Here is a 7,006-nt window from a genome sequence, read left to right on the forward strand (position 1 = left end):
GGATCTCGATGACTGAGTTTGGAATCGCGGAAAGTCCGCGGTGGAGATGCTCATCAGGAGGCGAAGGCGGCCCTGACGAGTCCAAGCTGGTGGCGAGCGCCAACTCCGTTGAGCGGTGCGACAGCCCGCAGGCGCGGCGGCGCCGCGACGCCTAAGTCGAACCGCTCCAGCAGCGCGTTCAGCTCCTGCACCTGTCCCGCCAGACTGTGGCAGGCCGCGGTCGATTCCTCGACCATCGTCGCATTCTGCTGCGTCCCCTGATCGATCGACGACACCGCCCGGTCGATCTCCGTGAGGCCGTCGGCCTGGCTGCGGGAGGCCTCCACGATCATCTGGACGTTCCGGTCGATCTCCTGCACCGCGGCGACGATCTTCTGGAGCACCCGGCCGGTCTCGTCGACCAGTGCGACGCCCGAATTGACCTTGTCCGACGAGGTGTTGATCAGGCCCTTGATTTCCTTGGCGGCGCCAGCCGACCGCTGGGCGAGTTCGCGCACCTCCTGCGCCACCACGGCAAAGCCCTTGCCGGCCTCGCCCGCGNGACCTTGTCCGACGAGGTGTTGATCAGGCCCTTGATTTCCTTGGCGGCGCCAGCCGACCGCTGGGCGAGTTCGCGCACCTCCTGCGCCACCACGGCAAAGCCCTTGCCGGCCTCGCCCGCGCGCGCCGCCTCGACCCCGGCGTTCAGCGCCAGGTGTGCATCGGCGTGGGGTCCCGACGCCGATCGGCACGGTAAGCCACTGATCATGTTCGAGCGGGTGGGGTCATCGCGCGGAGCCGAATGACAGCTAGAGTTACGCGTCGTCCTCGGCGATACGTCGCCAGGTCACGCCCACCTCGCGAACGACATTCCGGTAACTCGTCGATAGCTAAACTTGAAAGGCGCACGCCCCAGATTGCCGCTGAAGCGAGAAAACGTCTTCGCCGCGGTCCACGCCGGATGCGTAAGGAAGAGGCGATCGGCAAACGGCAGCTCTTGCCGCCTGCCGACTCGGAAGCGGACAGTCTGCTCTCGGCCCGGTGTTTCAGTTCCGGTTCACGGCCACCTCGCCTTTTGGGCCTTGCGCTCCGCTTTCTTAAACCTGCCCCTCGTCCACCGACACTGAGCGGCGATCTGAGCAGTCTACGGCTGGATAAGGCGGTCACTAAAGCTGGACAGATCGATAAGTCGCGAGTTCGAGACGATCGTTGCCCTGTAGAGAGCTGCAACTTCTAGTTGAAAATTTCACGTTCCTGCTCGAACATCTTGACGACCTCCTCTGCGACGACCCGGATTGACGGGCTCTTCCGGTCTCGGCTTCGCATCAGCAGGAAGACGTCAATGCCGGCTGGTACCGCGCCGAGATCGCAGAGTCGTAATAGCGGATCGGCACGCCCGATGTAGTGAGGGATGAGCGCGAGGCCCGCACCCGATCGCGCGGCGATCGACTGAAGGAACTGATCCTTGGCGCGAAATGCCACGCGAGCGCGAGGGAAATGTTTCGTCAAGAATTGTGCCGAAGACAGATATGCATCCGCCTCGTTGAACCCGATGAATACCGGCTCACCGCCAGCCTCGACCGAAACACAGGCCGCTTCCGTCCCGTAGAAACCGTAGCCGACCGAGATCAGCGGACGTGCGATGACATCACCGTCCTTTGGTTTGTCGAAGCGGATGGCGATGTCCGCCTCATGCCGTTCCAGACTGATGGATCGCAGAGCGGGGGAAAGGTCGATATCCAGCCGAGGGTAGCAAGCTGCCAGTCTCGGCAAACGCGATATGAGGAAGCCGGCCGACAGCCCTGGAGATGAGCTGATCCGGACAAGCCCGCTGGGCACGCCGTCGGTCAGGCCGCGGGATAGTATATGCGCCGCCTGCTCCATGTCGGTCGCGGATTCGAGAGCATGAGCGCCGGCAGGCGTCAGCACATAACCTTCCGGGCGGCGCTCGACGAGCTTGTCCCCCAGGCTTTCTTCCAGAGAGTGGAGCCGTCGTGCGATGGTCGCGTGATTGACCGAAAGCATTCGAGCGGCGGCAGACAGGCTCCCATGCCGCGCGAGCGCCACGAAGATCCGGACGTTCTGCCAATCGAGGTCTGTGCGTTTCTGATCAGCCATTGCGCGCAGATAGCGAATTTTCGCGCCTCTGACACTCCCTTACATGCCTGTCATCAGACAAGCATGAAGGAAGCAACTTAATGTCCAGTATCAAAAAGGTCGCAATCGTTACCGGGGCCTCACAAGGTTTGGGCGAAGGGATCGTAAATGGATACCTCGCCCGCGGCTACGGCGTCATCGCAACATCCCGCTCGATCCAGCCCTCGCGCGATGCTGATCTGGTGGCCGTCGCCGGCGACATCGGCGATCCCGAAACGGGAAAGCGCCTGGTCGCCGCGGGGCTCGAAAAGTTCGGCCGCATCGACACGCTGGTGAACAACGCCGGTGTCTTCATCGGCAAGGCCTTCACCGATTATACGGAGGAGGATTACCGGCTAAAGCTGAAGACCAACCTCGACGGCTTCTTCTTCACCACCCAGGCAGTCGTGCCCGTCATGCTGGAGCAGGGCAGCGGTCATGTCGTCAACATCACGGCTTCGACGGCGGAATTCGCAAGCTCGCGTTCGCCGGCCTTCCTCGCCATGTTGACCAAGGGCGGCATGAACTCCGCGACCAAGAGCCTGGCGATCGAGTACGCCACCCGCGGCATCCGCGTGAATGCCGTGGCGCCCGGCGTGATGCGGACCCCTATGCATGATCCGAAGATCATCGAGCAGCTCGCCGCCTTCCACCCCATGAACAAGCTCGGCGAGGTCGAGGATATCGTCCGGGCCGTTCTCTACCTCGAGGATGCCGTCTTCTCGACCGGCGAGATCCTGCACGTCGACGGCGGCCTCATCGCCGGCCGCTGATCCTGCCAATGCAAGCGTCCCCGGCGCTCCTCACCCCCTGGAGACAGACCATGCCGATTGTGAACATCCTCGTCACCCGAGAGGGCACGACATCCGGTGCGGACCGCACCACGAGCGAGCAGAAGAACGCGGTCTACAAAGGCGTTGCCGACCTGCTGTTCGATGTCATGGGCAAGCCCCGTGAAGACACGATCGTGATCTTCCACGAACACGAGATCGAGGATCTCGGTTAGGGCGGGTTGCCGCTGATCGATTATCGCCGCCAGCAGGGTCGAAGCGATCGCACGGGCGACTGACGACGGGCCCGCCGTCCAGCGCGACCGGACGCCGGCACGGTCTGACCGGATTACTTCCCCCCCATGAGACACAGAAGGCGCGGCTTTCATCGGCCCGCCAACAACAGCCAAAAAGGAGCACATCGATGACCAAAGTTCTTCCCACTCTCGCCGCCGCGTTGTCCCTTGCAGCCACCGGCGCCGCTGACGCCACTCCCGCGCGCAACGTCGTGCTGGTGCATGGCGCCTTCACCGACCAGACGAGCTGGAGGAAGGTGGCGCACCTCCTGCGTGAAAAGGGCTTTCACGTAACGCTCGTCGAGAACCCGCTGACTTCGCTCGCGGACGACGTGGCAGCCACCCGTAAGGCTCTCGCCGCGCAGAAGGGCCCCACCGTGCTGGTCGGGCACAGCTGGGGCGGCGTCGTGATCGGCGAGGCGGGGGACGACCCCAAGGTGTCCGCGCTGGTCTATGTCGCCGCCTATGCGCCGGATGGCGGCGAGAGCCTCAAGACCCTATCGGAAGGCGCACCGCCAACGCCGGGGCAGAAGACGCTCCGGTCGGATGCTCGCGGCTACCTGTCGATCGATCCCGCAGAGCTGCCGAAAGTGTTCGCCGGCGACCTGCCGCCAAGCGACGGGGAAGCGCTGGTCGCGCACCAGATCCCGCTCAACAGCGCCGTGTTCGGCACGGAAGCGACGGTCGCGGCCTGGCACGACAAGCCGACCATCTACGCCATCTCCGCCAAGGATCAAATGATCCCGCCTGAGGCCGAGGCAATGTTCGCCAAGCGGATGAACGCCCAGACGGTGACGCTGCAATCCAGCCACGCTTCGCCGGTCTCCCACCCGGCCGAAGTCGCCGCTCTGATCGAGCGCGCCGCCAGGTGACAATGCTGGCGGGGCTGTTGGTCCAAGCGCAGCCTCGTCGCCGCCCGCCCAACAATTCCAAACTCGCAGCTCAGGAGTATCCTCCGATGAACACATCCCATGTCGACGATTATTTTGCGGCTCTCAGCAAACGGGACAGCCTGCGGATCGTGCCGCATCTCGCCGAGAACATCGTCCTGCTCGGCCCGATCTTTCCCGAAGCCACCGTGGGCAAGGACGCGGTGGTGGAGGTCCTGTCAGGTTTCCTGGAGACGATCGACAGCCTTGAGGTGGTTCTCCGTTTCGCCTCGGGTCGGGACGTCGCGGTGTTCTTCAGCTTCACCTGCAACGGCCTGACGGTGAAGGGCAACGAGCACCTGCACCTGAACGAAGAGGGCCTGATCGACAGTATCGAGGTGGCGTGGCGCCCGCTCCCCGCGACCGTTGAGGTCCACGAGGTCTTCGCCAGCAAGCTCGGCTTCCCGGCGATGCGCCTCGTCCCCGTATCGGACGCATGACTTGGCCAAAGCGCTGAACCGCCCTCGGCTTCAAGGGTGCGCATGAGGACCCGGGATTCGATGACGACCATCGGGAGCAGCCCCGCAACCTGTTCCGCACGATGAACGCAGGCCAGCGCGCGGCGCTTTCCGGTCACACGGCGCGGCACGACGGTGCCGACCACAAGCAGCCTACCATCGGCAGCCGCACCTCGGCCAACCCCGCCTGCGGCGCCACGCATATAGCGCATACCGCAGAACAACCGCCTCAACAGGAGAAAAAGGATGACCACCGTCCATGGCGTGTCGATCCCCGACAGTCGGCTCTGCCGCATGATCACCGAATTCGTCCGTGACACGGAGACCGAGCTGCTCTTCAACCACTCGAGCCGGGTCTACTTTTTCGGAGCGATTGCCGGGCAGCGGCGCGGGCTCACCTTCAATCCGGAGCTGCTCTACGCAGCGACCATGTTTCACGATGTCGGCCTGATGCCGTCGCACAGCAGCAAGGATCTGCGCTTCGAAGTGGACGGCGCGAATGCGGCACGTGACTTCCTCGAAGGCCACGATGTCGACCCCGTCGGACATCGAGAAGGTCTGGACCGGCATTGCCCTCCATACCACCCCAGGCATCCCCGAATTCATGCACCCGGTGATCGCGCTCACCACCGCCGGGGTCGAAATGGACGTGCTGGGCCTGGATTACGACAAGTACGACGATGCCACCCGCGAAGCCGTCGTCGCTGCCTTTCCGCGCACGCCAGCCTTCAAGGAAGACATCATCCAGGCCTTCTATGACGGCATCAAGCACAAGCCCGATACGACCTTCGGCAACGTGAAGGCCGATGTGATCGCCGACAAGGAGCCACACGTCCGCCGTGGCAACTTCTGCGACGTCATCCGGTGCTCGCACTGGCACGCATGAAAGGGCCCGACGTGAGGCGCAGATGAAACCAACTTGTCCTGCGGGAGTAGCCATTCAGCCGGCTGCCCCGAAAATCCGGGCAATTTCCTCCGCCAATAGGCACGCCGCGACTCCCTCTGTGTCAAGCGCCTGCGAGCGTGCCTGGCGATTTGCTATCGAAAGAAAGTCATGTCGAAATCCATCATGATCATCGGCGCCGGCCCGGCTATCGCTCGCGGCGTCGCAGAAAAGTTCGGCAAGGCCGGCTGGTCGGTCGTGCTGACGGCCCGCAATCCGGAACGCTTGGCCGACGAAGCAGCCGCCCTTTCGGCAAAGGGCATCACCGTGCACGCGGTGCCGGCCGATGCAACGGACCCCGTCGCTCTCCGCGCCGCTATCGCGAAGGGCGACGCGCTTGCCGGAGGTCTGACGGTGGTGCATTTCAACGCGGCCGTGGTTCGCATGCAGGACCTGTTCAGCATGACGGACGCCGAGGTGACCAGCGACCTCGCGATCAACGTGGCGGCAGGCCTCCGCACGATCCGTGCGGCCGTCGACCTTTTCAACGATCGGGGGGGCACCATTCTCGTCACTGGCGGTGGCATCGCCACCCATCCCAACGCGAATGCGGCGAGCCTGGGAGTCGGTAAGGCTGCGATGCGCAACGTCGTGGAAGCGCTCGCGAAACCGCTCGCGCAACGTGGCATCCGCATCGCCCTCGCCACCGTTCGCGCGAAGGTTCTGCCCGGTTCGCGAGAATCGGCCGGCGTCGCCGAGACGATGTGGGAACTGGCAACTGATCCGGCCGGGCCGTGGGAGTTGGATTATCGGTCGGTCTAGTGCCTTTCGTGCCCGCTTTGCTTGCCGTGTCGAGGCAGCTGTCGGATAGGGCCAGCGCCGCCAAAGTAAGACCCTCACGACATGATCTGCATTCCGTCTGTTCATAGACTTGCAACGGTGACCCGTTGCCGATCCGCGCCCGGAACCTGTGCCGATCCACAGGTTAAAGCGGAACGGCAACTTTTCCGGCTCAAGAGCTCCGGAGCCGCCGTTCCGCTTTCGGCCCAAAACTCCCGGAAGATCCTGATCGCCTGTAGGCGCTCATCCGAGTTTTTACGGCTTAATCTCCAGCCTCGTGATCACCGTTACTATGCGACCGATTCCGTCACGCGGCGGTCACGCGCCAGATGACGTCTCCGACATCGTCGGCCATCAGCAGCGATCTGCCGTCCGGGCCTATCGCCACGCCGACGGGACGCCCATAGGCAAGTTTCTCGTCCTTTGACAGGAAGCCGGAGAGGATGTCGCGAGGAGGTCCGTTCGGCGCGCCATTCTCGAAGGGGACGAAAATCAGCTTGTAGCCGCTGAGCGTCGCGCGATTCCATGATCCGTGCTGGCCGATCACCATCCCCTCGCCGAACCCCGGCAAGGTGTTGGTCGGCATCCAGCACAGGCCAAGCGATGCGGTGTGGCCGCCGAGAGCATAATCCGGTTGGATGGCACGGGCTACGAGCTCCGGCGCCTGCGGGACACGATCGTCCACGGTCATGCCCCAGTAGCAGTAGGGCCAGCC

The 7,006-nt window shown here is 63.8% G+C and carries 6 protein-coding genes and 4 pseudogenes; 6 read left to right on the top strand and 4 right to left on the bottom strand.

Annotated features, from left to right (window positions below; genetic code table 11):
* Window positions 1–53: 53 nt before the first annotated feature.
* From AB5S17_RS22305 to AB5S17_RS22315, 3 genes and pseudogenes are all read right to left on the bottom strand, one after another.
* Window positions 54–539, bottom strand: a pseudogene (locus AB5S17_RS22305) (methyl-accepting chemotaxis protein); the annotation flags it as partial.
* Window positions 540–541: 2 nt separating this feature from the next.
* Window positions 542–694: pseudogene (locus tag AB5S17_RS22310) on the bottom strand (methyl-accepting chemotaxis protein); the annotation flags it as partial.
* Window positions 695–1,212: 518 nt separating this feature from the next.
* Window positions 1,213–2,097 (bottom strand): LysR family transcriptional regulator, encoded by an 885-nt coding sequence (locus AB5S17_RS22315; protein WP_369243395.1) that lies wholly within the window; start codon window positions 2,095–2,097, stop codon window positions 1,213–1,215.
* 80 nt (window positions 2,098–2,177) lie between these two features.
* Here AB5S17_RS22315 and AB5S17_RS22320 point away from each other — a divergent pair, with 80 nt between their 5' ends.
* The 6 genes and pseudogenes from AB5S17_RS22320 (at window position 2,178) to AB5S17_RS22345 (ending at window position 6,273) form a co-directional block, all read left to right on the top strand.
* The gene (locus AB5S17_RS22320) at window positions 2,178–2,888 is read left to right on the top strand and encodes an SDR family NAD(P)-dependent oxidoreductase (RefSeq protein ID WP_369243396.1); all 711 of its coding nucleotides are present in this window, start codon (window positions 2,178–2,180) and stop codon (window positions 2,886–2,888) included.
* 50 nt (window positions 2,889–2,938) lie between these two features.
* The gene (locus AB5S17_RS22325; protein ID WP_369243397.1) at window positions 2,939–3,121 is read left to right on the top strand and encodes a 4-oxalocrotonate tautomerase family protein; all 183 of its coding nucleotides are present in this window, start codon (window positions 2,939–2,941) and stop codon (window positions 3,119–3,121) included.
* Between the two features lie 188 nt (window positions 3,122–3,309).
* Window positions 3,310–4,053 (top strand): alpha/beta fold hydrolase, encoded by a 744-nt coding sequence (locus AB5S17_RS22330; protein ID WP_369243398.1) that lies wholly within the window; start codon window positions 3,310–3,312, stop codon window positions 4,051–4,053.
* 86 nt (window positions 4,054–4,139) lie between these two features.
* On the top strand, window positions 4,140–4,550 hold the full coding sequence (locus tag AB5S17_RS22335) for a nuclear transport factor 2 family protein (RefSeq protein ID WP_369243399.1): 411 nt from the start codon (window positions 4,140–4,142) through the stop codon (window positions 4,548–4,550).
* Window positions 4,551–4,814: 264 nt separating this feature from the next.
* Window positions 4,815–5,454 (top strand): annotated as a pseudogene (locus AB5S17_RS22340) (HD domain-containing protein).
* Between the two features lie 168 nt (window positions 5,455–5,622).
* Window positions 5,623–6,273: an SDR family oxidoreductase gene (locus tag AB5S17_RS22345; protein ID WP_369243400.1), complete on the top strand. Its 651-nt coding sequence runs from the start codon at window positions 5,623–5,625 to the stop codon at window positions 6,271–6,273.
* Between the two features lie 325 nt (window positions 6,274–6,598).
* Here the strand turns inward: AB5S17_RS22345 and AB5S17_RS22350 are convergent.
* Window positions 6,599–7,006 (bottom strand): annotated as a pseudogene (locus AB5S17_RS22350) (sorbosone dehydrogenase family protein); the annotation flags it as partial.

It is taken from the genome of Jiella sp. M17.18, assembly GCF_041027365.1.
Classification (GTDB): Bacteria; Pseudomonadota; Alphaproteobacteria; order Rhizobiales; family Rhizobiaceae; genus VKMB-3413.